This is a genomic window from Streptomyces sp. MMG1533, from assembly GCF_001279775.1.
GTDB lineage: Bacteria > Actinomycetota > Actinomycetes > Streptomycetales > Streptomycetaceae > Streptomyces.
The window spans coordinates 1-23,840 of record NZ_LGDG01000233.1 but is presented as its reverse complement, the minus strand read 5'-3'; the positions used below and the strand labels follow the sequence as shown (position 1 = coordinate 23,840).

Sequence of the window (23,840 nt, the reverse complement as noted above, 5' to 3'; positions counted from 1 at the left end):
GCGGCTTCCGCCGTCACCACGTCGACGTATTCTTCGACCGTGGCCGAGATCGAACTGATGCAACTTCCCGACATGCCGCTGCACGATCCGTTCGTCGTCGCCGACAAGAAGACCCGCACCTACCACCTCTACACATCCAACGACCCTTCCGTGTCGGGCGTGGACGGCACCGGCACGATGGTCTACCGCAGCCACGACCTGCGCGACTGGACGCGTCCCGTCGTGGTCTTCCTGACCGCCGAGCAGAACGGGATCTGGGCGACCGACGGCGGTTGGGCGCCGGAGGTGCACGAATGGGGCGGCAGGTACTACCTGTTCACCACGCTGCACAACCAGGACAAGCCGCTCCCGGTGCCACCCCCCGACCAATGGGGCGCGCCGTTCCAGATCCCGAACCACATGCGCGGCACGATCACGGCCGTTTCCGACTCGCTGCTGGGTCCCTTCACCGTCATCGACCCCTCACGCCCCACCCCGCCCGCGAACCTGATGACCCTCGACGGCACGCTCCATGTCGACCCGTCCGGGCAGCCCTGGATGGTGTACGCACACGAGTGGCTGCAGACCATCGACGGGACCATGGAAGCGATCCGGCTGACTCGGGACCTGTCCGGGACGATCGGAGATCCGGTCTTCCTGTTCAAGGCCTCGGACGCGTTCTGGATCACCGAGCAGATCCCCGGCGGCGTACCGCATCAGCTCCCGCCCTATGTCACCGACGGCCCGCAGCTGTACCGCACCCCTGACGGGTCTCTGCTCATGCTGTGGTCGACGTACGAAAAGAACACGGCCGGCCAGGACGGCACCGTGAGCGGCGGCTATGTGCAGACCTGTGCCGTCTCGAAGTCCGGCGACATCACGGGGCCCTGGCAGCAGCAACGGCCGTTGGTCCGCAGCGACAGCGGTCACGGCATGCTGTTCCGAACCTTCGACGACCGGCTGATGATGGTCCTCCACCGCCCCTTCGACAACGCGCGGGGAAAGCTGTACGAGATGGAACTCCTCGGTCACGAGCTGCGGGTGCTCCGCCGGCGCACGGACCTCGACGGTGGCGGATGACGCCGTCACGTCGCACATCCCGTCGGACGGCGACGAGTTCCACGCCGAAGCGGAGGATCCTCACACTCTGCGCCGACCGTGCTCCTCATGCTCAGACGTCGGCGGGATAATCGGCGCTGAGAGTCACGTCGCGCCACGTGGTGAAGTCGGTCCGCAGCGCGTCGAGCCTGGCCAGAGCGACGTCGAGGGCGACCTTGCCCAGGAGCAGTCGCAGCGGCGGGTTCTCGGCGTCGACGGCGGCCATGATCGCGGCGGCGGCACGTTCGGGGTCTCCCGGCTGGTGGCCGTGGGTGTCCAGGGTGCTCTTGCGCCGTGCTCCCGCGGTGGCCGCGTAGTCCTCGATGTGCGTCGCAGACCGGCGCATGGACGGCCCGGACCAGTTGGTGCGGAAGGCTGCGGGTTCGACGATGGTGACCTTGATGCCCAACGGGGTGACTTCCGCCGCGAGCGATTCGGAGAGGCCTTCGACGGCGAACTTCGTGGCGTGGTAGTAACCGGTGGCGCCGAAGGCGACGAGGCCGCCGAGGGACGAGATGTTGACGATGTGGCCGCTGCGCTGCTCGCGCATGCCCGGCAATACGGCCCGGGTGACGTCCACTAGGCCGTGGACGTTGGTGTCGAAGAGGGAGCGGACCTCGTGGTCCTCCCCCTCTTCGAGGGCGGCGAGGTATCCGTACCCGGCGTTGTTGACCAGGACGTCGATGGGGCCGAGGGCTGCGGTCGCCGCCTTGACGGCGTCGGCGATCTGGGCGCTGTCGGTCACGTCGAGGGCCAGGGCCAGGGCCCGGTCCCCGTGGCCGGAGACGAGGTCCGCCACCGTTCGCGGGTCGCGGGCGGTGACCACGGCCTTCCAGCCGCGTTCGAGCACGGCGGTGGCCAGGGCACGGCCCAGACCTGTGGAGCAGCCCGTGATGAACCAGACGGGCGTGGTGTCGGCAGACATGTGCGACATGTCCCTTCGTCGAGATGGCTGTTCGTCGAGTCGTGGCGCCGACCACCCGACCACCCGGCATACGGGCATGCGGGCATGGCCGGGCGGAGCACCGTGTGGCGCGCTCGGGGCGGGGGCGGAAATGCGGTGAGGCGGGCCGTTCAGCCGTCGTGGGCGGGGCGGTCCGCCGCTTCCGCCGCTTGCGCCTCTTCCGCCGCTTGTGCGGTTTCCCGGGTCTCTGAGGCGGTCAGGCTGCCCAGCAGGGCCAGCGCGTGTTCGGAGGGGCTGCCGGGTTCGGCCTGATAGACGACCAGTTGCTGCCCCGGCGCACTGTTGACGGTCAACGACTCGTATTCCAGGGCGAGTTCGCCGACGACCGGGTGGTGGAACCGCTTGGTCTCCCGCCTCTTCCGGCGGATGTCGTGGCGTGCCCAGAGCCTGCGGAAGGCGGCGCTCTTGAGCGACAGTTCGCCCACCACCTCGATCAGTTGGGGATCGTTGTGGTCTGTTCCCACCGCCTCGCGCAGCCCGGCCACCGTGTTGACGGCGACCCGGTCCCAGTCCGGGTAGAAGTCCCGGGCGTCGGGATCGAGGAAGACCAGGCGCATCAGATCCCCGCTGTAGGTGTGTCCGGCAAACAGTGCCTCGCCGAGCGGGTTGTGTGCCCGGACCTTCATGCAGCGGTCCAGGATCACGGCCGGGGTGTTCGGCCAGTTGTTCAGCATCCGCAGCAGGCCCGGGCCGAGCCGCGGGCTGCGCGTGCTCCGGCGCTCCCTGGCGGGCAGCGGCCGCGCCAGCTGGTGCAGGTGGACGATCGCGTCGTCATCCAGGGTCAGAGCACTCGCCAGGGCCTCGAGCACCTGAACGGAAGGGTTCCGCTCACGCCCCTGTTCGAGGCGTACGTAGTAGTCGGTGCTGAGCCCGGCCAGCATCGCCACTTCCTCCCGGCGCAGGCCCGGGACCCGGCGCCGGTCGCCGGCCGGCATGTCCAGGTCCTCGGGCCGCACCTGTCCGCGGCGGGCTCGCAGGAACTGTCCAAGGAGGTTGTCGCTGTCCATGACTCGACAGTAGACCCGGGTCCGTGGCGCAGAGTGGCCCTGATACTCCTAGGCATCCTCGGCTGATGCGGTGCGACCACCAGGCCTCCGGATACCCGGAAGGCCGCCCTCCCACGAACGAGAGAACGGCCTCCGACCTGCAACAAAGCTGGTCGGGACGACAGGATATTAGAGCGCCCTACACGGGCCGCCGGTGGCGCCTGACACCACGCGCCGCCCGCCTCTTGAGTCGCCGTGTCCATGGATGCGGATCGCGCCCTGTGTGGTGCATCGTCAGTCCGCCCTCACCGGATGCGTAAGGTTCGCTCCGGTCGCCGGGTCGAACACGTGAGCCTTGGCCATGTCGACCTGCAGCTCTACGGGTTCGCCCTCTCGGGCACGCGTGGCGGCGTCCAGACGGGCCACGATGTTATGGGTGTCGGCGCCGGTGTCGCGCAGACCCGAGTCCTTGGCGAGCTCCTCCAGTTCGGCGGTCGTCGCGGGCCCGCCCTCCGCGGTGAAGTAGACATACGCATCGGAGCCCAGTGACTCCAGTACCTCCACGATGGCGGTGTAGACCGGGCCCGTCCGGTCCCCGTCATGTGACAGGGCGACGTCCTCGAATGCCTCCGGTCGTAGCCCGACGATGACCTCGCGGGGCGCGTTCTGGCGTTCCAGCGCCTGCCTCGTACGGTCGTCGAGGGGCAGGTCGCCCAGGGACGAGCGCAGGGCAACGCCCTCCAGCGTGGCGTTCAGGAAGTTCATCGCCGGGGAGCCGATGAAGCCCGCGACGAAGATGTTCCGCGGCAAGTCGTACAGTTCGGCAGGTGTGCCGATCTGCTGGACCAGGCCCTGTCTCATGACCACGACGCGGTCGCCGAGCGTCATCGCCTCGGTCTGGTCGTGGGTGACGTACACGGTGGTCGTGCCGAGGCTCCGCTGCAGCCGGGAGATCTGAGTGCGCATCTGTACCCGGAGTTTGGCGTCCAGGTTGGACAGCGGCTCGTCCATCAGGAACGCCTTGGGATCACGGACGATCGCGCGCCCCATGGCCACCCGCTGGCGCTGACCGCCCGAGAGGTTGGCGGGCTTGCGGTCCAGGTGCTCGGTGAGGTCGAGGATCCGGGCGGCTTCCGTCACCTTGGTGTTGATGGTGTCCTTGTCCACCTTGGCCAGGCGCAGCGGGAAGCCCATGTTCTCCCGGACGTTCATGTGCGGGTACAGGGCATAGCTCTGGAACACCATGGCGACGTCGCGCTCCTTGGGAGCCAGGTCGTTGACGACTCGGTCTCCGATGCGCAGGGTGCCCTCGGTGATGTCCTCAAGTCCGGCGATCATGTTCAGAGTGGTGGACTTGCCGCATCCCGACGGACCGACCAGGATCACGAACTCGCCGTCGGCGATCTCGAGGTCCACGTCCTTCACGGCGAGGGCCCCGTCGGGAAAACGCTTGGTGACTCCCTCAAGGATGATCTCGGCCATGGATGGTGCCTCCTTGCCTTGATGCCTTCCGGCTCCGGGTACCGCGGTCGGTGTCCCGGACCGGTGGCCTGTCTGCGGCGGTCGGCCCGTTCACCCCTTGACTGCGCCGGAGGTGAGTCCGGCGACGATCCGCCGCTGGAAGAACAGGACGAAAACGATGATCGGGATGGTGATGACCACAGCGGCGGCGGCGATCGACCCCGTGGGCTGCTGGAACTGGGAGCTCCCGGTGAAGAACGCGATCGCGGCAGGCACTGTGCGCGCGGACTCGGTGGAAGTCAGCGAGATCGCGAACAGGAAGTCGTTCCAGCAGAAGATGAACACGAGAATGGCCGTGGTGAACACGCCCGGCGCGGCCAGCGGCGCGATGACCATCCGGAATGCCTGCGCGGGCGTCGCCCCGTCGACCTTTGCGGCCTTCTCCAGATCCCAGGGGATCTCCCGGAAGAAGGCCGACAGGGTGTAGATCGCGAGCGGCAGGGAGAAGGTCATGTACGGGATGATCAACCCGATCCAGGTGTCGAAGATCCCGATGATCCGCTCGATGTTGAACAGCGGTGACACCAGGGAGATCGGCGGGAACATGGCGATCAGCAGTGACATGCCGATGAGCACCCGCTTGCCGGGGAAGCGCAGCCTGGCCACCGCGTAGGCGGCCATGGTGCCCAGCGCCACCGCGATCACCGTGGCGATCAGGGCGATACCGATCGAGTTGATCAGCGCGCGGGTGAACTCGGAGGTCTCGAAGATGCCCTGGTAGTTCTCCCAGGTCCAGTCCGTGGGGATGTAGTTGCCGTCCGTCAGGGTGGTGGGGTCCTTGAACGACAGCGCGGCGATCCACCACACCGGGAACAGGGCGTACAGCACCACCACCACGTTCATGACACCCCATCGGGCGGCATGCGTCTTTCCTGCTGCGGCCATCAGCGCTTCACCTCCGCGCCCGGTGCTGCCGTGCCGAACATCTTGACGAAGGCGAAGGCGATGATCCCGACGCAGATGAAGATCAGGACCGAGATCGCCGACCCGATACCCAGGTTCAGCGCGGTGAACAGGTTGTCGTACCCGAGGATCGACACAGAGCCGGTCCCCTGGGCGCCCGCGGTCAGGATGTAGATGTTGTCGAAGATCCGGAACGCGTCCAGCGTGCGGAAGAGCAGTGCCACCAGGATGGCCGGTTTCATCAGCGGCAGCATGACCTTGGTGAACCGCTGCCAGGCGGTGGCACCGTCCACCATGGCCGCCTTCAGGGTCTCCTCGGGGACCAGCGCGAGGCCCGCGAGCAGCAGCAGGGCCATGAACGGCGTCGTCTTCCACACCTCGGCGAGGATGATCAGCCACAGGGCGGGCCACTGCTCGGTCAGCGGGGCCTCTCCGCTGGGCAACAACTCGGCGAGGTATCCGAGCTCCGGGGTCCAGGCGTACTGCCAGGAGAAGGCGGCGACCACGGTGACGATCCCGTACGGAATGAGGACCGACGTGCGGACGACGCCGCGCCAGAAGATCGTGCGGTGCATCACCAGAGCCAGCCCCATGCCGAGGACCAGCTCGATCGCCACGGACACGGCGGTGATGAACAGCGTGACCCAGAAGGCGTCCCACCAGAACGGGGAGGACAGCACCGCCCCGTAGTTGCTCAGGCCCACGAACTCGGCCCGTCCGGGAAAGCGCAGGTCGTACCGCTGGAGGGACAGATAGACGGCGTACCCGATGGGGTAGGCGGTCACGGCGATCATGACGACGACCGCGGGCGCACAGAGCAGCCAGCCGAGCCGCCGCTCCTGCCTGGCGCCCGCCGAGAGTGCCGCCCGGTCCGGCCCCGCCTGCTCCGACTGCACCTCGGGGGACGGCGGGGTTCCCGCCGGTTGCGCCCGCGTGCTCATCTCAGGCCGTCCGAGGACGAGGCCCGCGCGCTGCGGCGCCGGCTGACGGAGTGGTGCGGGAGGAGGTGGTTCACGGGATCACACCCTCGGATCGCAGGGCATCGTCGATCTGCTCCCTGATGGTGTCGACGGAGCTTTCCGGCTTGATCCCCGACGGCGGGGACAGCGTGTGGGAGACCGCGATCGACACGTTCTGATAGACCGGAGTGATCGGGCGCACGCTCGCCGACTCCAGGGCGGCAAGGACCTCCCCCGAGAAGGGGTACTCCTTCATGAACGCGGGCTCGTCGTACAGGGCGCGCAGGGTGGGCGGCAGACCGCCCTCGAGCGCGGCGGTGAGCTGGTTCTCCCGGTTGCGCAGGCACAGCGCCGCCTCGAAGGCCAGGTCGGGGTGGCGCGAGTAGGCGCTCACCGCCAGATCGATGCCGCCGATGGTGGGCCGTGCCGGGCGGTTCGCATCGACCCTTGGGTACGGCGCCCAGCGGAAGTTCTTGAACAGCTCGGGGTTGTTCGCCTTCATCGACGGATAGACGAACGGGTAGTTGAGTTCGAACGCAGCCGTCCCCGACTCCATGGCGAGGCGGTTCTGGTCCTCCATCTGGTTGGGCAGGGAGGGGTCCGCGGCCGGGGACTTCGCGAGATCCCGCATGATCCCGGCGGCCCGCACTGCAGGAGGACCGAGGGAAGGCTCGGTCGCGCTCGCGTTGAGGATGGAGCCGCCCGCACTGTTGATCAGCGTGTTGAACCAGACGGTCAGGCCCTCGTACTGGGCGCCCTGGATCTCCACGAAGTGCGGTTTGCCCTCCCGGGCGAGGGCGCCGGCCATGTCCAGCATCTCGGCCCAGGTCCTGGGCGGGGTGGGCACCAGGTCCTTGCGGTACCACAGGAGCTGGGTGTTGGTGTTGTACGGGACGGCGTACAGCTTGCCTTTCCAGGTCGAGGTCTGCAGCGGCACGCGCAGGGTGCCCTCGACAGCCTGCTGCTTCGCCGCCCCCGTCCATTCCCGGATCCACCGCGCCTCGGCGAACTCCGCCGCCCACGTGACGTCCAGGCCCAGGATGTCGAGCGAGTCGTCCTCGGCGGCGAGTCTGCGGACAAGCTGCTGGCGCTGGCCGTCCGCGGCACGCGGGAGCTTGTTGTAGCTGATTCTGTAGCGCCCGCCCGACGCCTGGCTGCACCGGTCGGCCGCCTTCTGGAGCGCACCGGAGTCGTCGGGGAAGTTGTACCAGTTGAGGGTGGGCCTACTGGAGCCCTCGTCACTGCCACAAGCGGCGAGCACCGACGCCAGCAACGGCAGTACGGCGAACGCCCGCAGCCATCGCGTCCCTCCGGGACGTCCCTTCTGACCCGAAACGGGCCGGCAGCCGCACCTCACGTGCACGCGCTCCACACCTCGCTTCCGGACGGTGACACGGGACTCGCACCTCGCAGCGCTTCCCTCCTGGCGAACACTAAAGACCATATAAGGCAAGATCAAGCACATATCGCATCTAATCGCCCAACCAGGTCTAATCGCCCAGCCCGGCCTACTGGTGGGACCGGCTCGGCGAACCTGCGGGCATGGAAGGGGGGACGATCAACTTCGGCTACTGCCTACTGCTCTCGGCAGGGTGCGCGATCCGTTCGACATGGAAGAGTCCGCCGAACCCGATCGGGGCGCCAGTTGTGCGCGGTCGGGCTCTGTCGGAGCGTTTGACGATCGCCCCGGTAAAGAAACTTGACCGAGTCAAGGTGCGTTACATGACCGCCGCATGGCGCTCGGTCCTCGTCTGGTCCCCGAGAACGACGAAGAGGCCACTTCCGGTCAACCGGAAATGACCTCCGACCTGCTACTTCGCAAGTCGGGACGACAGGATTTGAACCTGCGACCCCTTGACCCCCAGTCAAGTGCGCTACCAAGCTGCGCCACGTCCCGGTGCGCTGCCCGCGGTGACCCGCGTGATCGCGCGAAGAGCACTTTACCCCACGTCGCAGGCCTCGCCGAAGGCGGGGAGGGCGGGCTGAGGGACGGTGCGCGGGCCGGGCGCGGGACAATCGGCGTATGGGCAGTGCATCCTCAGGACGACAGGCCGACGCGCGGGACCGGGACGACGAGGGGCGGGCGCGCAACGCGCGGCCCCGGGACGGGCTCGGGCGGCCGCTGCCGTACGGCGCGGACGGTGTGGAGCGGCAGCCGGAGGGTGTCGTCCGCAGCCCGGACGAGAGCGTCGCCGAGGCGCAGGCGCTGCTGGACGCGGGGAAGCCGTTCCATGCGCACGAGGTGTTCGAGGACGCCTGGAAGTCGGGTCCCGAGGAGGAACGCGGCCTGTGGCGCGGCCTGGCGCAGCTCGCCGTGGGGCTCACGCATGCGGCCCGGGGCAATGTCACGGGCGGCGCCCGGCTGCTGCGGCGCGGCGCCGGGGCCGTGGAGGAGTGGGCGTCGGCGGCGGGGCGGGAGCGGCCGTACGGAATGGATCTGCCGGGGGTCGTGGGGTGGGCGCGGCAGCTGGCAAAGAGCGTGGAGCGGGACGAGAGGACCATCGACGCGCGGGCGCGGGCGCCGCGGCTGCGGGGCGAAAGGGCCTTCTAGCGACGGGCCGGCGGCGGGGGAAGGGGGCTTCCGGCGGCGGGGCTGTGGACGCGGTGTACGCGGTGTCAGTGGCGTGCGGCAGACTCGGGGCGTGCGAAAGATTCATGTCATCGGTATCGGCGCGGGCGACCCCGACCAGCTGACCCTGCAGGCGGTCAGGGCGCTGCGGAGCACGGACGTCTTCTTCGTCCTGGACAAGGGCGAGGTGAAGTCCGACCTCGTGCAGCTGCGCCGGGACATGCTCGACGCGCACATACCGCAGGGCACGTACCGCGTCGTCGAGGCGCGCGATCCGGAGCGCGACCGGGCGGCCGGCGGGGCCGCGTACTCCCCCGCCGTCGGTGACTGGCGCAGTGCCCGCGCGGAGATCTACGCGCGCCTGATCACCGAGGAGTTGGGCGAGGACGAGAGCGGCGCGTTCCTGGTGTGGGGGGATCCCGCGCTGTACGACAGCACGATCGGGATCCTGGACGAGATCCTCGAGCGGGGCGCGGTGGCTTTCGAGTACGACGTCGTGCCGGGCATCAGCAGTGTCTCGGCGCTCGTCGCGCGGCACCGGACGGGCCTGAACCGTGTTGCCCGCCCCGTCCAGATCACCACCGGCCGGCGGCTCGCCGAGGGCTTTCCCGAGGGCGTGGACGACGTGGTGGTGATGCTCGACGCCCACCAGGCGTTCCGGCAGTTCGCGGACCAGGACATCGACATCTACTGGGGTGCCTACATAGGCACACCGGACGAGATCCTCGCCGCCGGTCCGATCGCGGAGGCCGCACCCCGTATCGAGCGGCTGCGCGCGGAGGCCCGCGAGCGCAAGGGCTGGATCATGGACACGTATCTGCTGCGCCGTAACCCGAAGGAGCGGTAGGTCTCCGGAGGCGCCCGGTCAGACCGCTCCGGCATGGGCGGACGGCGTACGAGGGTGATCGTGACCTCGTGACAGTCGCCGGGAGGCGCGGTTTCCTCGACTGGCGTCGGAGGTCCTGCTGTCCGTCTTCGACCGCATGGTCGACGAGGGCCATCTGACCCGCGACGGCTCCCTCCTGTCCCGCACCGAGGCGGGCGCCCGCGAGGCGCGGGTCCTCGGTGCGGCCTGGACCATGTGGCTGGAGGACCTCAGCGACGGGGTGCCGCAGCAGCAGCCGGCGGAGTTGGCCTCGAGCACGGCCCGCTGAAAAAAAAGGGGGGTGCCGCGCGGGAGGGCGGTTGCCATACTCGCGGGCATGTCTCCGGCACCGACCCGCTTCCGTGATCCGCGCAGCACCAAGTACGACTTCACCGACTCGGTGCTGGTGCGATGCCCGCGCTGTACGCGGATCGCCCATGTGGAGGTGCAACGGACGGCCGAACAGGGCCCGTCCGCACGGCTGTTCGCACCCCGTCGGCTCGTCTGCCGCGCCTGCGGGCTGTCCCGGACCTGGCAGGGCCGGTCGATCGAGTTCTCCGGCGGCTCCCACATGCAGGCCCGCGACCCCTACTTCCGCCTTCCGCTCTGGCTGCAGGTCGAGACCCGGCACGGCGGGCTGTGGGCGTACAGCCTCGAACAGCTGGAGCTGCTCAGGCAGTTCGTCGGCGCCTCCCTGCGCGAGCGAGCCCCCTGGTACGACACGGGGCAGAAGATGACCTACGTCGCCCGCCTGCCCGCCTGGGTCAAGAGCGCCAAGAACCGCGACGAGGTACTGAGCGCCATCGAACGCCTTCGCGCCCTTGTCGTCACCGCGGGCTGAGGCCGAGCCAGGCCAGGACCGCCGCCACATCGGGGACCGTGGTCACGCCGTGAGGCAGTGGCGGGCGGCCCACGACCACGACGGGCAACGCCAGTTCGCGCGCGGCCGTCAGTTTGGCCGCCGTCGCCTCTCCCCCGCTGTCCTTGGTCACCAGTACGTCGATGCAGTGGTCGGTCAGCAGCGCGGACTCGTCGGTGACGGTGAACGGCCCACGGGCCAGGAGGACTTCGGTGTGCGGCGGCATCGGCGGCTCCGGCAGTTCCACGGACCGTACGACGAAGTGCAGGTCCGTCAGATGCGCGAAGGCGGCGAGGCCCAGGCGCCCGGTGGTCAGGAACACCCGTCGGCCGAGCCGCGGCAGCAGGGCCGCGGCCGTGTCCAGCGACGAGACCGTGTGCCAGCGGTCCTGCGGGCCGGGCCGCCAGGCCGGGCGGTGCAGCACCACCGCCGGAACCTCCGTCGCCGCCGCGGCCGCCGCCGCGTTCGCGGTGATGTCGGCGGCGAAGGGGTGCGTGGCGTCGACGAGCGCGTCCACGCGCTGCTCGCGCAGCCAGTCGGCGAGCCCCTCCGCTCCGCCGAAGCCCCCGATCCGTACGTCCCCCGCGATCGCCCCCGGCCGGGTCACGCGCCCGGCGAGCGAGGTGGTGACCCGGAGACCGCGGCGGGCCGCGAGCACGGCGGCCAGCTTCCGGGCCTCGGCGGTGCCACCGAGGATGAGGACGTGCGAGAACATGGCGCCGAGCCTACGAGGTCGTGGGCCTGGAGCGGGCACCAGGGAGCAGGCGCCCAGGCCGACGGGACGCGCCAGTCAACGGCTTCACATATCTGTACGCCCTGTCAGACCCACCCCTACACTGATCCGGTGGGGGGACTTTCCTGGATTCGCACACATCCATTCCGAACAGTTGGCGCATTACTCTCGGCAGTCGTCATCGCCGCTTCCAGTTGGGCTGCCCTGCCCGACATCCATGGGACCACCGAGACCGTCGAGGCCGAGTACGCCCCCGTCGAGGGGATACCGGAGGGCGTCACGTACTGGTTGTCCCATTCCCAAGGGCGAAGCGACCGTACCTCGTCTTTTTCACTGGACATCACCATGAAGGAGAGCGGGGAACTCACCGTCACCGGTGAGGAGGTCTTCCGTATGGCCAAGGCGGATCCCCTGGCCGCGCTGGTACGCGAGGGAACAGTCACCAACGACATCAACAACTTCGAAACGGCAATGGGCTGTTCCCTGTACGCCGAGGGATCCGGCTGGGTCTATCCCCGGGCGCCGCGCACCACCACCGACGAGCGCGCGAAACAGCTCGTGGCGACCTTTCCGTTGCCGACCACCACACTCGACCTGGCCGGTACCTCCCACCTCTATGTGTCGTGTTCGTACGACGGGAGCGAGCAGTACGCCCCGCCGGTCGGGGAAAGAAGCTTCGCCTTTTCCTCGAAGGGCTGTTCGTTCACCGGGGTATCCGTGCTGGAACCGTCCGCCCAGGACGCGCACACCATCAAAGCCCGAACCCGCGATTCCGGCACGGCGTTCCACATCTACCTGGACCGCGACGGCACCCTCGACAGCGGAATCGCCATGGCCGCGGACTCGGGAGAGGGAGGTTCCCACCGCAATGTGCTGGTCCTGGTCCTCGCCGCCGTTGGTCTGGGATTCCTGGCCTCGCGGTACTGGATCTCTCCCGCACGCCGGTTCGTCGCGTACGCGGTGACGCTGACCAGCGGGGCGACCGGCTATGTCCTCGCCACGTCGGACTATTCGTTCTCGGGGTACGAGAGCACGCCCGGTGCCTACCTCACCAGCGTGTCCTTCGCCTGGTGGAGCCTGTTGCTGCCCGCCCTGCTGGTCATCGCCGTCCATCGCCGACCGGGCCCCGCGGGCCGGGTGCCGCCCTCTCGCCGGCTGAAGCAGGTCACGGCGGCGCCCTTCGCCGCCCTGCCCGGCGCCGTGGCGGCCGTGTTCTTCCGCTTCGGTGATACCGGGGCGAGCAGTTTCACGCTCGCCGTCGCCGCCGCCGGAACAGTCGTCGGCCCCTGTCTGCTGACCCAGTTGGTCGGGCAGGGATGGCGTATCGGTGCGGCTTTCGGGGTGCTGCTCTTCACCGGGCTGTGGACCGCGTCGCTGATGTCGGGCGCGGTGCCGGACACCCTGACCTTCACACTCGCGATCGGCTGCTCGCTGGTGTGGGCCGCCGCACTGTCGTACACCGCCCGACGCCTGACCGGCCCGCCGACGAGCGCGCTGGTCGCCTGCGCCCTCACCGCCGCGCTGTGCCTGGTGCCCTTGAAGAAGTACCTCTCCTGGACCGGCGACGACGCGCCTTTCAGAGCGCGGATCGACGCCCTGACCACCGCCTACGGCCTGATGGGGCTGGCGGCCCTGACCGCGACGGTCATGACGATTCACCTCCTCTTCCGCCGGGGTGGCGGGTCGGAGGCGGTCCGGGACGATGCCACCCGGGTCGCCGGCGTACTTCTCGTCGGCTTGTCGATCAGTCCGCTGCTCGCCGGTTTTTCGTTCATGGCGAGTGATGTGATCGCCTGCGTGATCGGTGTGCTCGCATTCTGGCTCCTGCTGCCACAGGCCAAGGCCGACGCCGCTTTCCGCCTCTCCCGCATCTCCCCGGGGGCCTACGTCCGTCTGATGCGCCTGGAAGCCCGCAACCGCGTCTACCGGCAGGCCTGGACGCGGTACCACAAATCGGCGTCCGGTTCTCTCGGGGCCGCGGAAACGGAAGCGGCGGAGTTCGAGCAGAAGTGGAACGAGCTCGCCGAGCGAGCGATGCCCAGCAGAAAGCGGCGCCCCACCTTCACCAGTCCGGCACTTTCCAGCAGCGCGGCCCGCACCCCGCTGCGAAACGCCCTCGACGTCGGCATCCTGGGCCTGGTCTTCGCGATACCGGTCGTCATCATGGATCTGCGTTCCTGGGAATGGCTCTTTCCCGAGATGTCGCTGGCCCAACTCCTGACGGTCGTCCTGCACATGCTCCGCTGGGTGGTCTACGGCGCGTTCTACGGCTATTTCTACACGCGGCTCCCCGGCCACCTTCCGGTCGTGAAGTCGACGTTCTTCTTCCTCGCGATCCTCCTTCCCGAACTGATACTCATACCGCTCTCCACTCCCTACACGACCCGCGACGCCATCACGGTGCTGCTGCTGCGGACCGGCGCGGTGGTCGTCTTCTGTTACGGCTTGGGCCTGTCCTGGGAAATACGTCTGGCCCGGCTGGCCGGAATGCCGTGGAACGGGCTGCGCGACCTGCGCAGGCTGTCGACCGTCACCGCGCCCGCCATCACGGTGATCGTGGCCGTGGCGACCACCGTCGCGACGGCACTCGCGGGCGCGGCGACGGTCGCCATGCTGCAGTCCGGTCCCGAGACACCCGCGGCGCCCGCCACCCCACCGGCGAGCCCCACGCCCGTCACCACGCCGTCCACTCCCCCGTCCGGCACTCCGTCCGGCACTCCGTGAGGCGGTACGCGCGGCGCCGACGACCGGAGGTCGGCCTCCGGAACGCTATGGTCCCGTCATGGAGTCAGAACGTCCCGTCCTGGGCCCGGTGCGTGCCGTCCTGATCGACATCGACGGGGTCCTCACCGTCTCGTGGCGGCCGCTGCCGGGGGCGGTCGAGGCGTTGCGGGAGATCCGGCAGGCCGGTCTCCCGGTGGCTCTGGTGACCAACACGACGTCCCGGACGCGGGCCTCGATCGCCGCGGCGCTGGCGGACGCGGGATTTCCGGTGACCGCCGGGGACATCCTGACCGCGCCGGCCGTCACGGCCGCGTATCTCGCCGAGCACCGGCCCGGTGCGCGGTGTGCCCTGCTGAACAGCGGTGACATCCGAGAGGACCTGGAAGGTGTCACGGTGCTCGACACGGACGACACCGACGCCGTTGCGGATGTCGTGGTCGTCGGCGGGGCCGGTCCCGAGTTCGACTACGCGGCGCTCGACCGGGCCTTCGGCCATCTGCAGCGCGGTGCCCGGCTGGTGGCGATGCACCGCAATCTGTACTGGCGCACCGACGCCGGGCTGCGGCTCGACTCCGGTGCCTTCCTGGTCGGGCTGGAGCAGGCCGCGCGGGTCGAGGCCGAGGTCACGGGCAAGCCGTCGGAGGCCTTCTTCGCGGCGGCGCTGGCGCACCTCGGGGTCGGTGCGCGGGACGCGGTGATGATCGGGGACGACATCGAGTCCGACGTACTCGCGGCGCAACGCGCCGGTGTCACCGGGGTGCTGGTGAAGACCGGCAAGTACCTGCCGGAGACCCATGAGGCGGCGAGCGGCACGCCCGATCACGTGATCGAGTCCTTCGCGGACCTGCCCGCCCTGCTGGGGCTAGCGCAGCAGGAGCTGTAGGCCGCCCAGAACCGTCGCCCCGATCACCAGTTGCTCGAACAGTCGCTGGTTGATCCTGTTCACAGCCCATTTGCCGATGAACGCGCCGGGCACGACGAACGCGACGAGCGCCGCGTCGAGAAGCAGCGAATGGCCGTCGATCAGGCCGAGCCCGGCGCTGAAGGGCACCTTCGACACGTTGACGATCAGGAAGAAGAAGGCGGAGGTACCGAGGAAGCCGAGCTTGCGGAAGCCGGCGGAGAGCAGATACATCGACATCACCGGGCCGCCCGCGTTGGCGACCATGGTGGTGAAGCCGCCGAGGACGCCGTACGAACGGGCCTTGACGCGGCCCGATCGGGTGGTGACCGAGTCGGGTTCCTCCTCGGCGTCGGCCGTGCGGCGGCGCCACACCGTCACCCCGGCCATCAGCAGCAGGATCGCCCCGATCGACGTGCGTACGATCCCGTCGTCCGCCCACACCAGGAACAGCGTGCCGGCGACCACGCCGACCGCGACCGCCGGGAACAGTCGCCACAGCGTGGGCCAGTGGGCGTGCCGCCGGTAGGTGAGCACGGCGAGCACGTCCCCGGCGATCAGGACCGGCAGCAGCACGCCGGTGGAGGCGCGGGCGGGCAGGACGGCGGCGAAGATCGCGAGGCTGACCGTGTTGGCCCCGCTCACGGCGGTCTTCGAGAAGCCGACGAGCAGGGCGGCGAAGGCGAGGGCGGCGAACTCCCAGCCGGTGATGTGCCAGAGGGTCATCGTGTTCATGCGAAGACCGATGCTATGTGCAGGCAACCGGGGCGCGTAAGGAGCGTCTCGCCAGGTGGCCGGTGTCGGCGCGGACGTCTCCGGGAGCCGGCTCCGCCGGGGCCCCGCGTCACCGGACCGGCAGGACAGCGTCACCGGACTGTCCGATCAGCGTCAGCGGACTGTCCGGCCGGCGCACCTAGTGCCGCTCCACCAGGACCGCGCTCCCCTGCCCCACGCCCACGCACATCGTCGCCAGACCCCGCCCCGCCCCCGTCCGCCGCATCCGGTGCAGCAGCGTCGTCAGGATGCGGGCGCCCGAGCAGCCCAGCGGGTGGCCGAGGGCGATCGCGCCGCCGCTCGGGTTGACCAGGTCCGGGTCGATGCCGAGCTGGTCCACGCAGGCGAGGGCCTGCGCGGCGAACGCCTCGTTGAACTCGGCCTCCTCCAGGTCGCCGACGCTCCAGTCGGCGCGGGCCAGCGCCTTGCGGGTGGCGGGGACCGGGCCGATGCCCATCACGTCGGGGTGGACACCGGCCGAGGCGCCGGCGACGTAGCGGCCGAGCGACTCCAGGCCGAGTTCGTTCAGGGCCTCCTCGCCGACCAGGAGCAGTCCGGCGGCACCGTCGTTCATCGGCGAGGCGTTGCCCGCGGTGACCGTGCCGCCCTCCCGGAAGACGGGCTTGAGCCGCGCCAGTTTGTCCGGCGAGGTGTCCTCGCGGATGCACTCGTCGCTGTCGACGACGACGCCGTCGGGGCGCTCCACCGGCAGGAGTTCGTCGTGGAAGTGGCCGTTCTTGCGGGCGTCCGCGGCCAGCCGGTGGCTGCGCAGCGCGAACGCGTCCTGCCGCTCACGGGTCACTCCGTACCGTTCGGCGACCTCCTCCGCGGTCTCGCCCATGGCGAGCAGGCCGTGGAGTTCCTTCATCGCCGGGTTGACCAGACGCCAGCCGAGCCGGGTGTCGACGGTCTCGATCCGGTGCGGCAGGGCCTCGTCGGGGCGCGGCAGCACGAAGGGGGCGCGGCTCATCGACTCGGAGCCGCCGGCGAGCACGATGTCGGCCTCGCCCGCGGCGATGGTGCGGGCGGCGGCGGTGACGGCTTCGAGGCCGGAGGCGCACAGCCGGTTGACCGTGGCGCCGGGCACGGTCTCGGGCAGGCCTGCGAGCAGCGCGGCCATCCGGGCGACGTTGCGGTTGTCCTCGCCAGCCTGGTTGGCGGCGCCCCAGTAGACGTCGTCGATGCGCGCCGGGTCGAGTGCGGGGACGTCGGCGACGAGTGCGCGGATCACGGTCGCCGCGAGGTCGTCGGGGCGTACGGCGGACAGGGCGCCGCGCAGTCTGCCGATGGGGGTGCGGCGGGCGGCCGCGAAGTGGACGGGACGCACGACAGGACTCCTGGCCGACATCGGTCGGCATCGGGGACAGTTAATTAGCACTGCTAGTTTTTGACTATATCCCCGCCGGTGACTCCCGGGGAAGATCCCCGGCGAGGCGTTTGCACCGGTTCGCCCTGGGCACCCGCGCCGCCATGGAGTGGTTGCCGCGAGGAGGCGAAGCAGGACGCACTGCTCCGCGCCACCCAAAACGACCCGCAAGGAGAAGCACCGTATGACTGTCGTGAAGAGCACGATTCCCGAACCCGCCCGTCAGGTCACCGGGGACGCACTGCAGAGCACGCTGGTGGACCTTCTCGGGCTCTCCCTGATCGGTAAGCAGGCGCACTGGAACGTGGTGGGCCCGCGCTTCCGCTCGATCCACTTCCAGCTCGACGAAGTGGTCACGGCCGCACGCGAGTTCGCCGACACCGTCGCGGAACGCTCCTCGGCGCTCGGCCTGCCCCCCGACGGCCGGCCGGAGACCATCGCGTCGGCCTTCACACTGCCCGCCCCGAAGGACGGCTGGGTCCGTGACTCGGACGTCGTCGAGGTGATGGTCGAGGCCCTGGAGGCGGCGATCGGACGGCTGCGCGAGCGCATCGAGGCGACCGAGAAGGCCGACCCGGTCACCCAGGACCTGCTCATCACGGTCACCGCCGAGCTGGAGAAGCAGCGCTGGATGTTCGACGCGGAGAACTGGCCGAAGGACGGCTGACCCGCGCCCGAACCCAGACGTACGAAGGGGCACTTGATGACCGACGCCCTCGAACTCGACGCGCTGTGGGAGGACTTCCACCGCGCGGTGAACATGACCTCGCAGGAGCTGGCCGCGTGGCTGCGGGTCAGCGACGCCGACGAGAACGCGGAGCCGTTGCCGGAGCACGCGGGCACGCCCACGGGGCAGCATGTCCTCGCGATCCTGCAGAAGCGGCGCACGGATCTCACCGACGACGACCTCAGCGTGATGTACGAGGTCGTGGACACCGTCGCCGAAGATGCGGACGTGGAGAACGAGCCGGAGGCCGATCAGACTCGCCGTCGGCAGCGCCTGATGACGATCGGCCACGACCCGCTCCGGCCGTGAGCGGGTCGGGAAGGCCGAACCGGCCGTACCTGCCGCCGAGTCGAGTCGGGCGGCGTCGGCCGAACAGGTGGCCGAAGACCGTCTCCGCCACGCCGCATGATCGTGTCAGACTGCTCGAACAGCCTGGCGGGCATTCCGCGGGCCCTGTCGAGCAGAGGAGCACCGCGTGACCGAGCCGGCCGTCCAGCGGACCGACACGAACCGGACGGGCGCGAAGCGAATCGACACGACCAGACCCCATCCGGCGCGGGTCTACGACTGGTTCCTCGGCGGCAAGGACAACTACCCGGTCGACGAGGAACTCGGCCGGCAGATCATGGCGATCGAGACGGGCGCCCCACGAGCGGCGCGCGCCAACCGCCGGTTCATGCAGCGGGCCACCGGCCGGCTCGCCAGGGAGGCGGGAATCCGCCAGTTCCTCGACATCGGCACCGGGATACCCACCGAGCCCAACCTCCACCAGATCGCCCAGTCCGTCACCGCGGACGCCCGGGTCGTCTACGTCGACAACGACCCGATCGTCCTGGCCCACGCGGAGGCCCTGCTGCGCGGCACTCCCGAGGGCGTGACGGAGTATCTCCAGGCGGACGCGCGCGATCCGCGAGGCATCCTCGAACAGGCCCGCCGCGTCCTCGACTTCGACCGGCCCATCGCCCTGTCCCTGATCGCGCTGCTGCACTTCGTCGCGGACGAGGACGGGGCGTACGAGCTGGTGGACACCCTGGTCGAGGCCCTCGCACCGGGCAGCTGCCTGGTGCTGTCGGCGATGACGGCGGACTTCGAACCGGAGAGCGTACGGCGCGGCATTGCCGCCTATGCGGCGGGCGGGGTGACGTTGGTGGCTCGGTCGCAGGCTGAAATGAGCGGGTTTTTCAAGGACCTTGAGGTGATGGAGCCGGGGATCGTGTCGGTCGTCGACTGGCATCCGGAGCTCACCGCGGCGGGCGAGAGGCCCGACGGGGAAGGGCCGGTGTCGCTGTACGGAGCGGTCGGCGTCAAGCCCTGACACCAACCCCTCGCCCCGGCAGCCACCGGGAAAGGAAGGTCGGCCCCTCCGCCGCGAGGCGTCCTCGCGGTCGGCCCGTCGAACAGCAGGCAGGCTCCCGCCCTGCTCACCCGGGCCAGCTGCTCCCCATCACACCGGGAACGCCGCCCGCACCTCCCAGCCGTGCCCGAAGCGCGGCCCCGCGTGCAGGTCGCCTCCCAACGCCGTCACCCGCTCCTTCAGCCCGACGAGGCCGAAGCCGCCGCCGTGCGCGGCGTCCGGGAGTTGGCTGCCGCCGCGGCCGTCGTCCGTGACCGACACCTCCAGCCGGCCCCCGTCGCGGCGCAGGCGGACGGTGACCTGGGTGGCGTCGCCCGCGTGGCGTCGTACGTTGGTCAGGGCCTCCTGGACGACGCGGAAGGCCGCCGCCTGCACCTCGTGCGGGAGGTCGTCGCGGACGGTGGGGTCGCGGAGCAGGGTGACCTTCTGGTGGGGGCTGGCGAAACCGTCCGTGAGGCCGGCGATGCCCGCGAGGTCGCCCACCGGGCGGCGGTCGGCCGGTTCGGTGCCGGTGTCTCGCAGCACGCCGACCGTGCGGCGCATGGACGCCAGCGCCTGGGTGGCGGCCCGCTCGATGCCGGCGAGCACGGGGTCGAGGTCGTCCTGCCGGGAGTCGGCCATCATGCGGGCCACCTGGGTCTGGACGAGGATCCCGGTGACATGGTGGGCGACGAAGTCGTGCAGGTCGGCGGCGATGGCGAGGCGTTCGGAGCGGCGGGTCTCGCTGACGGCCACGGTACGGCGGTAGTCCATGGAGCGCAGATAGGCGGCGAACCCGGCCGTGAGGCCGATCAGGGCCAGCCCGATCAGCATGAAGCCCGTCATGGTGTCCGGTATGGAGCGCAGGGCCCGCACCGGCAGCGCCAGGACGGCACCGCCGACCAGCACGCCGCAGGCCACGACCCAGCGGCGCGGACAGTGCCGTACCGCGATGAACAGCAGGCACAGCAGGATCGTCAGCTCGCCCGGGCCGAACGGGACGTCCGCGTACTTGAGCGACACCACTGTGTAGAGGACGGACACCCCGGCGGGCACGGCGGTGCGCACCTGAGGGGTGAGCCAGGCGGGGCGCCGGTCGACAGGCCACAGCACGGCGACGGCGCCGAAGAGCAGCACGGCCGCGACCGGCCAGGGACCGGTTTCCAGGGCGGCGGCGTAGGCCAGGTCGACGGCCGCCGCACTGACGAGGGCGCCGACACCGAAGCCCCGGGCCAGGCCCCGGAGAGAGACGGACTTCATGCTGCTCACCGTATGCGGCGCGGACGGCCGCGGGATCGGCCGAACGGTCGAGGCGGCGCCGCCCGAACCCTGGCCTTATGACCGAGGCGCGCGCCCGGGCGCGCGGGCGAGGGTGGAGCCACATTCCTCCGCCCCAGCCATCAGGAGTACGTGATGCAGCGCAAGTTCCTCGTCGGTGCCGTCGGCGGTGCGGTCACCGTCGCGGCCGTCTTCGGTGCCGGCACCCATCTGCTGTCCAGAACCCAGTCGACCACCGGGCTGGACGAATCCACCACGGTGTCCGTCGGTGGACACAAGGCACTGGCCGCCAACATCGTCGAGGGCCGCACCGAGAGCATGTACCACCCGCTCCCCTGGATCGGGGCGAAGCTCACCCGCGTCACCTGCCCCACCGGCCTCAAGGCCGTCGCCGGGGCCACCGTCACCTGCGCCGGCACGAAGAGCGACGGGAAGAACGTCGACATCCCGGTCACCGTGGTCAAGGCCACGGCCGATTCCGTCACCTGGAAGTTCGAGCGCTAGAAAAGGGCCACGCCACATCATGAACACCGTTCTGGCCGGTCACGGCCTCGTGAAGAAGTACGGCTCCACCACCGCCCTGTCCGGCGTGGACGTCGCGGTCGGCGAGCGCGACTCGCTGGCGATCATGGGCCCGTCGGGGTCCGGCAAGTCCACCCTGCTGCACACCCTGGCCGGGATCGTCCGCCCGGACGGCGGCCAGGTGCTGCTGCGCGGGGAGCGCATCGACAAGCTGGGCGAGAACCGGCTCAGCGCGCTGCGCCGGAGGCGCTTCGGGTTCGTCTTCCAGTTTGGCCAGCTGCTGCCGGAACTGCCCGCCGAGGAGAACGTGGCCCTGCCGCTGATGCTGGAGGGCACCTCCCGTGGAAAGGCCGTCGAGCGGGCCCGCCGCTGGTTCGCCCCGCTCGGCCTCGACGGGCTGGAGCAGCGCCGGCCCGGCCAGCTGTCCGGCGGTCAGGCCCAGCGGGTGGCGATCGCCCGCGCCCTGGTCGTCGAACCGGACGTGGTCTTCGCGGACGAGCCGACCGGCGCCCTGGACCAGACCACCAGCACGGAGGTCGTCCGGCTGCTGACCTCGGTCACCCGCGAGCAGGGCGCCGCTCTGGTCATGGTCACGCACGACGCGGATGTCGCCGCACACTGCGACCGCATCCTGCAGGTCCGGGACGGCCGGATCAGCAACTACAGCCAGTACACGGCCGCCTGAGCCCCGCGCGCCACGAACCTCCGGAGATGCCGATGCGTTCCCCCGTCCTGCCCCTGACCTGGCATCTGGCCCGGTCCTCCGGCCGCCGCGGCCTGCAGAGCCAGCTGCTCGCGGCCGGGGCCGCCGCCGTCGGCGCGTTCGTGATGCTGGTGATGATCGCCGCCACCGTCGGCGCCGGCAGCCGCGCCGATCACACGACATGGCGCACACCCGACGCCGTACCGGCGAAGCAGGCCACGGCCGTCCAGGCGCTCGCCACGACCTACGTCCGCCACGAGCCCGTGACCGTCGTCTCGCTGGCCGAACTGCCCGGCCGCGGGACCACCCCCGCCCCGCCCGGCCTCGGCGCCTTCCCGAAGAAGGGCGAGGTGTACGTCTCCCCCGCCCTGGCCGAGCTGATGCACAAGCTCCCCGCGAGCCAACTGGCCGACCGCCTCCCGAAGGTGACGTCGTACGGCACGATCGGCACCGCCGGTCTCGCCTCGCCCGACGAGCTGGTGGCCGTGGTGGGCCGGGCGCCTGGCGACCCGGCGGTGTCCGAGGCGGCCGCGGGCGGAACCAGCTGGTTCGACGACGGTCAGGCCGCGCGTGCCGGGATCTCCGGATTCTCCGGAACGAAGAAACCCCTGCTCACCGGCGCGGACAGGGGGGCGGCGCTGTTGGGGGCGGTGCTGCTGGCGATGCCCGTGGTCGTGCTGTCCTCGGCGGCCGGGCGGCTCGGCGCGGCCCGGCGTGAGCAGCGGCTGGCCGCGCTGCGCCTGGCGGGGGCCACGCCCCGGCAGATCCTCACCATGACCGCCGTCGAGGCGGCGGTGGTCGGCGCGGCGGGCGCCCTGGCGGGCGCGCTCGCGTATGTGGCGCTGCTGCCGGTCCTGGCCGAGGTCCCGTACGGCGTCGGCGGCTGGTACACCGATCAGCTGTGGGTGGGTGTGCCGTGGTTCGCCGCCGTGGTCGCCGGGGTCACCGTGCTCCTCACCGTCAGCGCGGTTTCGATGCTGCGCCAGGTGGCGACCGCCCCGCTGGGCGTCGCCCAGCAGGCGAACCCGCGCCGCACCCGCTGGATCCGGTTCGCCCTGTTCGCGGTGGCCCTGCTCTACATCTGGCAGTCCGCGAGCAGCGGCCGCGTGTCGTCCCGGCAGGCCGTCGTCCTGCTGGGGCTGTTCTACGGCGCGTTCTGGCTGTTCGGCCCGTGGGTCGTGGACCGGCTGGGGCGGATCGTGGGCCGCTTCGCCCGCCGGCCGGCGACCCTGCTGGCCGCCCGGCGGCTCAGTGACGACCCGCGCGGTGCCTGGCGCACCGTCAGCGGCCTGGTGCTCGCCGGGTTCGTGGCCGGGTTCTTCTCCGTCAGCCAGCTGGGCATGGACGGCGTGGACTACCGGGACCAGGTCGCCGTGGTCACCCCGAGCGCCGCCGACGCCCGGCAGGCCGCCACCGAGGCCCGTACGCTGCTCGACCGGGCGGGCGTGACCGCGACCGTCAGCACCGGTGGCGCCGACGACTACGGCAACCTGCTGGGCGGCAACCCGGGGGTGATCGCCCACGTCTCGGGCGGTACGGAGCGGATCGACACCGCCGTCACGGCCCTCGCGTCCCTCGCACCGGGCACGCCCCCGTACACCGAGGACTACGCGGCTGCCTACGATCGCACGGCCATGGACCGCATCTCCGACGTCAGCACCGCCACCCTGGCCCTGAGCTTCGCCGTGGCGACCGCCTCGGCCGGCCTCACCGCGGCGGCGAACGTCCTGGACCGGCGGCGCGTCTACGGCCTGCTGCGGCTGGCCGGCACCCCGCTGCGAGTGCTGAACCGGTCCCGGGTCCGCGAGACGGTCCTCCCCTTGGTCGTCCTGGCCGGCGGCACCACCGCGATGGGCGTCTACGGCTCCTACACGCTCAACAAGATGGCCGGCGCCACGATCAACACCACCGGCGCCCTGCAGCTGGCGGCCTGCGTGGTCATCGGGGCGCTGGCGATGTTCGCCGCCATCGCCGGCAGCAGACCGCTGCTGCGGAAGGTCACGGCCGATCCGGCCCAGACCGCGGACTGACGAGCGCCGGGAGGGCCCGCCGCACCGGCCGGGGGCCCTCCCACCC

At 70.4% G+C, this 23,840-nt stretch carries 23 protein-coding genes and 1 tRNA gene; 13 read left to right on the top strand and 11 right to left on the bottom strand.

Features of this window, described 5'->3' with window-relative positions:
• Positions 1 to 57 precede the first annotated feature (57 nt).
• Positions 58 to 1,059, top strand: a complete 1,002-nt coding sequence (locus ADK57_RS29520; RefSeq protein WP_078973411.1) for a glycoside hydrolase family 43 protein — start codon at positions 58 to 60, stop codon at positions 1,057 to 1,059.
• Positions 1,060 to 1,150: 91 nt separating this feature from the next.
• Here ADK57_RS29520 and ADK57_RS29515 read toward each other — a convergent pair whose 3' ends face one another.
• The 7 genes from ADK57_RS29515 to ADK57_RS29485 all read right to left on the bottom strand — a co-directional run bounded on the left by ADK57_RS29515 (position 1,151) and on the right by ADK57_RS29485 (position 8,307).
• The gene (locus ADK57_RS29515; protein WP_107091676.1) at positions 1,151 to 2,002 is read right to left on the bottom strand and encodes an oxidoreductase; all 852 of its coding nucleotides are present in this window, start codon (positions 2,000 to 2,002) and stop codon (positions 1,151 to 1,153) included.
• 149 nt (positions 2,003 to 2,151) lie between these two features.
• Entirely contained in the window at positions 2,152 to 3,048 is an 897-nt protein-coding gene (locus ADK57_RS29510; RefSeq protein ID WP_053752660.1) for a helix-turn-helix domain-containing protein, read from the bottom strand.
• 273 nt (positions 3,049 to 3,321) lie between these two features.
• On the bottom strand, positions 3,322 to 4,509 hold the full coding sequence (locus ADK57_RS29505; protein WP_053752659.1) for an ABC transporter ATP-binding protein: 1,188 nt from the start codon (positions 4,507 to 4,509) through the stop codon (positions 3,322 to 3,324).
• 90 nt (positions 4,510 to 4,599) lie between these two features.
• Positions 4,600 to 5,433, bottom strand: coding sequence for a carbohydrate ABC transporter permease (locus tag ADK57_RS29500; RefSeq protein WP_053752658.1), 834 nt, complete (start codon positions 5,431 to 5,433; stop codon positions 4,600 to 4,602).
• Positions 5,433 to 6,392 carry a carbohydrate ABC transporter permease gene (locus tag ADK57_RS29495; RefSeq protein ID WP_053752657.1) on the bottom strand — a complete coding sequence of 320 codons (960 nt, stop codon included), beginning with the start codon at positions 6,390 to 6,392 and terminating at the stop codon, positions 5,433 to 5,435. Before ADK57_RS29495 ends, ADK57_RS29500 begins: the two co-directional genes overlap by 1 nt.
• Before the next feature lie 70 nt (positions 6,393 to 6,462).
• Positions 6,463 to 7,773, bottom strand: coding sequence for an ABC transporter substrate-binding protein (locus ADK57_RS29490; protein WP_234390457.1), 1,311 nt, complete (start codon positions 7,771 to 7,773; stop codon positions 6,463 to 6,465).
• Between the two features lie 460 nt (positions 7,774 to 8,233).
• Positions 8,234 to 8,307 (bottom strand) — tRNA-Pro (locus tag ADK57_RS29485).
• 126 nt (positions 8,308 to 8,433) lie between these two features.
• On the opposite strand from ADK57_RS29485, the gene ADK57_RS29480 reads away from it, so the two are divergent.
• The 4 genes from ADK57_RS29480 (at position 8,434) to ADK57_RS29470 (ending at position 10,685) form a co-directional block, all read left to right on the top strand.
• Complete coding sequence (locus ADK57_RS29480) at positions 8,434 to 8,961, top strand: DUF309 domain-containing protein (protein ID WP_053752656.1); 528 nt, start codon at positions 8,434 to 8,436, stop codon at positions 8,959 to 8,961.
• Positions 8,962 to 9,052: 91 nt separating this feature from the next.
• On the top strand, positions 9,053 to 9,826 hold the full coding sequence (gene cobF, locus ADK57_RS29475) for a precorrin-6A synthase (deacetylating) (RefSeq protein WP_053752655.1): 774 nt from the start codon (positions 9,053 to 9,055) through the stop codon (positions 9,824 to 9,826).
• A gap of 136 nt (positions 9,827 to 9,962) precedes the next feature.
• Positions 9,963 to 10,133 carry a hypothetical protein gene (locus ADK57_RS49305; protein ID WP_234390456.1) on the top strand — a complete coding sequence of 57 codons (171 nt, stop codon included), beginning with the start codon at positions 9,963 to 9,965 and terminating at the stop codon, positions 10,131 to 10,133.
• Between the two features lie 48 nt (positions 10,134 to 10,181).
• Positions 10,182 to 10,685, top strand: coding sequence for a hypothetical protein (locus ADK57_RS29470; RefSeq protein ID WP_053752654.1), 504 nt, complete (start codon positions 10,182 to 10,184; stop codon positions 10,683 to 10,685).
• Here ADK57_RS29470 and ADK57_RS29465 read toward each other — a convergent pair.
• Positions 10,672 to 11,418, bottom strand: coding sequence for a cobalt-precorrin-6A reductase (locus tag ADK57_RS29465; protein ID WP_053752653.1), 747 nt, complete (start codon positions 11,416 to 11,418; stop codon positions 10,672 to 10,674). The two genes, ADK57_RS29470 and ADK57_RS29465, sit on opposite strands and share 14 nt — an antisense overlap.
• Before the next feature lie 363 nt (positions 11,419 to 11,781).
• Here ADK57_RS29465 and ADK57_RS29460 point away from each other — a divergent pair, with 363 nt between their 5' ends.
• Positions 11,782 to 14,160 carry a DMT family transporter gene (locus tag ADK57_RS29460; RefSeq protein ID WP_053752652.1) on the top strand — a complete coding sequence of 793 codons (2,379 nt, stop codon included), beginning with the start codon at positions 11,782 to 11,784 and terminating at the stop codon, positions 14,158 to 14,160.
• A gap of 58 nt (positions 14,161 to 14,218) precedes the next feature.
• On the top strand, positions 14,219 to 15,043 hold the full coding sequence (locus ADK57_RS29455) for an HAD-IIA family hydrolase (protein ID WP_420711912.1): 825 nt from the start codon (positions 14,219 to 14,221) through the stop codon (positions 15,041 to 15,043).
• Here ADK57_RS29455 and ADK57_RS29450 read toward each other — a convergent pair.
• Together ADK57_RS29450 and ADK57_RS29445 are read right to left on the bottom strand one after the other, a co-directional pair.
• Positions 15,023 to 15,796: a sulfite exporter TauE/SafE family protein gene (locus tag ADK57_RS29450; protein ID WP_053752651.1), complete on the bottom strand. Its 774-nt coding sequence runs from the start codon at positions 15,794 to 15,796 to the stop codon at positions 15,023 to 15,025. The genes ADK57_RS29455 and ADK57_RS29450 overlap by 21 nt on opposite strands.
• 178 nt (positions 15,797 to 15,974) lie before the next feature.
• Positions 15,975 to 17,162, bottom strand: a complete 1,188-nt coding sequence (locus tag ADK57_RS29445) for a thiolase family protein (RefSeq protein ID WP_053752650.1) — start codon at positions 17,160 to 17,162, stop codon at positions 15,975 to 15,977.
• Between the two features lie 223 nt (positions 17,163 to 17,385).
• Between ADK57_RS29445 and ADK57_RS29440 the strand changes: the two genes are divergently transcribed.
• The 3 genes from ADK57_RS29440 to ADK57_RS29430 all read left to right on the top strand — a co-directional run bounded on the left by ADK57_RS29440 (position 17,386) and on the right by ADK57_RS29430 (position 19,243).
• Entirely contained in the window at positions 17,386 to 17,868 is a 483-nt protein-coding gene (locus ADK57_RS29440) for a Dps family protein (protein ID WP_053752649.1), read from the top strand.
• Positions 17,869 to 17,904: 36 nt separating this feature from the next.
• Positions 17,905 to 18,237, top strand: coding sequence for a DUF3140 domain-containing protein (locus tag ADK57_RS29435; RefSeq protein ID WP_053752648.1), 333 nt, complete (start codon positions 17,905 to 17,907; stop codon positions 18,235 to 18,237).
• Positions 18,238 to 18,403: 166 nt separating this feature from the next.
• Entirely contained in the window at positions 18,404 to 19,243 is an 840-nt protein-coding gene (locus ADK57_RS29430) for an SAM-dependent methyltransferase (RefSeq protein WP_053752647.1), read from the top strand.
• Positions 19,244 to 19,372: 129 nt separating this feature from the next.
• On the opposite strand, the gene ADK57_RS29425 is transcribed toward ADK57_RS29430, so the two are convergent.
• A complete protein-coding gene (locus ADK57_RS29425; protein ID WP_053752646.1) occupies positions 19,373 to 20,521 on the bottom strand; it encodes a sensor histidine kinase in 1,149 nt (382 codons plus the stop codon).
• A gap of 153 nt (positions 20,522 to 20,674) precedes the next feature.
• Between ADK57_RS29425 and ADK57_RS29420 the strand changes: the two genes are divergently transcribed.
• The 3 genes from ADK57_RS29420 to ADK57_RS29410 are packed head-to-tail and all read left to right on the top strand — an operon-like array spanning position 20,675 to position 23,794.
• Positions 20,675 to 21,043 (top strand): DUF4333 domain-containing protein, encoded by a 369-nt coding sequence (locus tag ADK57_RS29420; protein WP_053752645.1) that lies wholly within the window; start codon positions 20,675 to 20,677, stop codon positions 21,041 to 21,043.
• 19 nt (positions 21,044 to 21,062) lie between these two features.
• Positions 21,063 to 21,746 (top strand): ABC transporter ATP-binding protein, encoded by a 684-nt coding sequence (locus ADK57_RS29415; protein WP_053752644.1) that lies wholly within the window; start codon positions 21,063 to 21,065, stop codon positions 21,744 to 21,746.
• A gap of 32 nt (positions 21,747 to 21,778) precedes the next feature.
• The gene (locus tag ADK57_RS29410) at positions 21,779 to 23,794 is read left to right on the top strand and encodes an FtsX-like permease family protein (protein ID WP_053752643.1); all 2,016 of its coding nucleotides are present in this window, start codon (positions 21,779 to 21,781) and stop codon (positions 23,792 to 23,794) included.
• Positions 23,795 to 23,840 lie beyond the last annotated feature (46 nt).

Bases quoted from the DNA above. Each gene is read 5' to 3' on its own strand.
- ADK57_RS29515 (WP_107091676.1), bottom strand. From the start codon at position 2,002: ATGTCTGCCGACACCACGCCCGTCTGGTTCATCACGGGCTGCTCCACA.
- ADK57_RS29415 (WP_053752644.1), top strand. From the start codon at position 21,063: ATGAACACCGTTCTGGCCGGTCACGGCCTCGTGAAGAAGTACGGCTCC.
- ADK57_RS29420 (WP_053752645.1), top strand. From the start codon at position 20,675: ATGCAGCGCAAGTTCCTCGTCGGTGCCGTCGGCGGTGCGGTCACCGTC.
- ADK57_RS29410 (WP_053752643.1), top strand. From the start codon at position 21,779: ATGCGTTCCCCCGTCCTGCCCCTGACCTGGCATCTGGCCCGGTCCTCC.
- ADK57_RS29480 (WP_053752656.1), top strand. From the start codon at position 8,434: ATGGGCAGTGCATCCTCAGGACGACAGGCCGACGCGCGGGACCGGGAC.
- ADK57_RS29520 (WP_078973411.1), top strand. From the start codon at position 58: ATGCAACTTCCCGACATGCCGCTGCACGATCCGTTCGTCGTCGCCGAC.
- ADK57_RS29495 (WP_053752657.1), bottom strand. From the start codon at position 6,392: ATGAGCACGCGGGCGCAACCGGCGGGAACCCCGCCGTCCCCCGAGGTG.
- ADK57_RS29450 (WP_053752651.1), bottom strand. From the start codon at position 15,796: ATGAACACGATGACCCTCTGGCACATCACCGGCTGGGAGTTCGCCGCC.
- ADK57_RS29505 (WP_053752659.1), bottom strand. From the start codon at position 4,509: ATGGCCGAGATCATCCTTGAGGGAGTCACCAAGCGTTTTCCCGACGGG.
- ADK57_RS29455 (WP_420711912.1), top strand. From the start codon at position 14,219: ATGGAGTCAGAACGTCCCGTCCTGGGCCCGGTGCGTGCCGTCCTGATC.
- ADK57_RS29500 (WP_053752658.1), bottom strand. From the start codon at position 5,433: ATGGCCGCAGCAGGAAAGACGCATGCCGCCCGATGGGGTGTCATGAAC.
- ADK57_RS29425 (WP_053752646.1), bottom strand. From the start codon at position 20,521: ATGAAGTCCGTCTCTCTCCGGGGCCTGGCCCGGGGCTTCGGTGTCGGC.
- ADK57_RS29460 (WP_053752652.1), top strand. From the start codon at position 11,782: ATGAAGGAGAGCGGGGAACTCACCGTCACCGGTGAGGAGGTCTTCCGT.
- ADK57_RS29510 (WP_053752660.1), bottom strand. From the start codon at position 3,048: ATGGACAGCGACAACCTCCTTGGACAGTTCCTGCGAGCCCGCCGCGGA.
- ADK57_RS29435 (WP_053752648.1), top strand. From the start codon at position 17,905: ATGACCGACGCCCTCGAACTCGACGCGCTGTGGGAGGACTTCCACCGC.
- ADK57_RS29470 (WP_053752654.1), top strand. From the start codon at position 10,182: ATGTCTCCGGCACCGACCCGCTTCCGTGATCCGCGCAGCACCAAGTAC.
- ADK57_RS29465 (WP_053752653.1), bottom strand. From the start codon at position 11,418: ATGTTCTCGCACGTCCTCATCCTCGGTGGCACCGCCGAGGCCCGGAAG.
- ADK57_RS29440 (WP_053752649.1), top strand. From the start codon at position 17,386: ATGACTGTCGTGAAGAGCACGATTCCCGAACCCGCCCGTCAGGTCACC.
- ADK57_RS49305 (WP_234390456.1), top strand. From the start codon at position 9,963: ATGGTCGACGAGGGCCATCTGACCCGCGACGGCTCCCTCCTGTCCCGC.